We start from the raw sequence: 2,638 nt of genomic DNA, 5'->3' as shown, positions 1-2,638 counted from the left end.
AGAGCGCAGGGGGCGCTGCCCCCTGCACCCCCGCCAGAGGGCACGAGGCCCTCTGGATTCCCTGTGGCGCGAAGGCCCGGAAACGTGAAGAACGTTTCCGGGCCTTCGCGCTGGATGGTTCTGGAGGCTGTTCATTCACCGCTGGTGAGGGCGCGGGAGACGCGGCCAACCAGCCCCCTCCGCAAACAAGAAAGCCCGGGCCGAGCGTCTGCTCGGTCCGGGCTTTCTCGTTTGCCTTGCGGGTCCAGGGGGTGCATACCCCCTGGAAAAAATATTCTCTTTCCTCGTCTTTCGCTACAAATCCGTCTTCTCGTTGGCCAGGCCGGTCTTTTCCAGCATGCGGAACACGATGGACAGGGCCATGCCGACCACGGTGGCGAGCGCCATGCCCTTGAGCTGCACGTTGCCGATTTTGACCGCCGCGCCGCTGATGCCCACGATGAGGGTGATGGCGGTGAGGGACAGGTTCACGGGCTTGGAGTAGTCCACCTTGGCTTCCACCAGCATGCGGATGCCCGAGGCGGCGATGACGCCGAAGAGCAGGATGCACACGCCGCCCATGACCGGCGCGGGGATGGACTGGATGAAGGCCGAGAGCTTGCCCACGAAGGCCAGCGCGATGGAGATGGCGGCCGCGCCGCCGATGACCCACACGGAATACACGCGTGTGATGGCCATGACGCCGATGTTCTCGCCGTAGGTGGTGGTGGGCACGGAGCCGCAGAAGCCGGAGAGCATGGTGGACACGCCGTCGCCCATGAGCGAGCGGTGCAGGCCGGGGTTTTTGATCAGATCACGTTCCACTATGTTGCCGGTGACCACCAGGTGGCCGATGTGCTCGGAAATGACCACGAGCGACGCGGGCAGGATGATCAGTATGGCGTTGATGTCGAAGATGGGCGTGTAGATGGTGGGCATGGCGATGACCGGGGCCGCGGCCACGCCGGCCATGTTCACCATGCCCAGGCCGATGGCCGTGCCGTAGCCCACCAGGATGCCGATGAGCACCGGAATGATGGCCATGAAGCCCCGGAACAGCACCGAGCCGAAGGCCACGGTCATGAGCGTGACCACGGAGACGATGATGGCGTTGGTGTCGAAGGCGCCGGTCTTGGCATCGGGCATGATGCCCGCCATGCCGGTGGCCACGCTGGCCAGCTCCAGGCCGATCAAGGCCACGATGGGGCCCATGGTGGCCGGGGGCAGCACCACGCTGATCCAGCCGGGGCCGAAGCGCCAGATGATGAGGGCCACGGCCACGAACACCAGGCCGGAGGCGATGAAGCCGCCAAGGGCGTAGGAGTAGTTGGCGCCCCAGAAGGCCTTGTCCGCGCCCAGCACCACGAACACGGGCGAGAGGAAGGCGAAGCTTGAGCCCAGGAAAGCCGGGGCCTTGCCCTTGCACAGGAAGAGATAGATCAGGGTGCCGATGCCGTTCATCAGAAGCACGATGGCCGGGTCGATCTTGAACAGGGTGGGCACCAGCACGCTGGCCCCGAACATGGCGAACAGGTGCTGGAAGCTTAAGGGAATGCCCTGCAGGAACGGTACTTTCTCCTCAACCTGGATGGTCCTTCTCTTCATCGTGCAACTCCTTCTTTGGTTCTCGAACCTCGCATGCAGGTTCCGTTGACCAGCGACCCTTGGCCGAAACATTGCCGGGCGTCCGGTGTGCCCCGCGCGCCAGCGGCGCGCCTGTGCCGGGCTGCGGCGGACGAAAGAAGGGGGCGTCGCCGCCCCCCTGATGTGCTATTTGGTGCCGAAGATCTTGTCGCCCGCGTCGCCCAGGCCGGGGAGGATGTAGCCCTTCTCGTTCAGGCGTTCATCCACGCCCGCGCAGTAGATGTCCACGTCCGGGTGCTTGTCCTGGATGCGTTTGATGCCTTCGGGCGCGGCCACGAGGAACAGGCCGCGGATCTGGGTGCAGCCCGCGCTCTTCAAAAGCTCGATGGTGGCTTCCAGCGTGCCGCCGGTGGCCAGCATGGGGTCCAGGATGATGGCCATGCGCGCCTTGATGTCGCTGGCGAGCTTTACGTAATACTTGACGGGCTTGAGGGTTTCCTCATTGCGGTAGAAACCCACCACGCTGACCTTGGCGCCGGGCACCATGTCCAGCACGCCGTCCATCATGCCGAGGCCCGCGCGCAAAATGGGCACAACGGTGATCTTCTTGCCCTTGATGCGTTCGATCTCGACCTCTCCGGCCCAGCCTTTGATGGTCTTCTTCTCGACTTCCAGGTCCTTGGTGGCCTCGTAAGTGAGCAACCGGGCCAGTTCCTTGGTCACATCGCGGAACAGGCTGGTGGTGATGTCGTGTTTGCGCAAAAGGCCGAGCTTGTGCTTGACCAGGGGATGCTGGGCCACGTGAACGGCCATGGAATTCTCCTTGTGGTTGGGCGGTGAGCGGAACAAATCCCGTTCTTCTAAAAACCCGGCGCGGGGAGGTCAAGGGAATAAACCCGCGCGCGCATGTCCAGAATCCCAACACGCGAAAAAAGCAAGAGGAAAAAAGCCGAGGCCCTTCCAGGGCCCTGCGGCGGCGCGGCGCATTCTTCACGTCTCCGTCACGCTGGGGACACCCTGGGGCCAAACGGGCGGCATAGTGTGGCGGCCACGGTGGACGACCGCTGCGGCGTCC

Annotated in this window: 2 protein-coding genes; both read right to left on the bottom strand. The window is 64.1% G+C overall.

What is annotated here, in order from left to right:
• Nucleotides 1-294: 294 nt before the first annotated feature.
• A complete protein-coding gene (uraA, locus tag VN419_RS12080; RefSeq protein ID WP_325647478.1) occupies nucleotides 295-1,584 on the bottom strand; it encodes a uracil permease in 1,290 nt (429 codons plus the stop codon).
• A gap of 165 nt (nucleotides 1,585-1,749) precedes the next feature.
• Nucleotides 1,750-2,376, bottom strand: a complete 627-nt coding sequence (upp, locus tag VN419_RS12075) for a uracil phosphoribosyltransferase (protein WP_325647477.1) — start codon at nucleotides 2,374-2,376, stop codon at nucleotides 1,750-1,752.
• Between the last annotated feature and the right edge of the window lie 262 nt (nucleotides 2,377-2,638).

It is taken from the genome of Humidesulfovibrio sp., assembly GCF_035560995.1.
GTDB lineage: Bacteria > Desulfobacterota > Desulfovibrionia > Desulfovibrionales > Desulfovibrionaceae > Humidesulfovibrio.
This window is presented reverse-complemented; position numbering and strand designations above follow the sequence as displayed.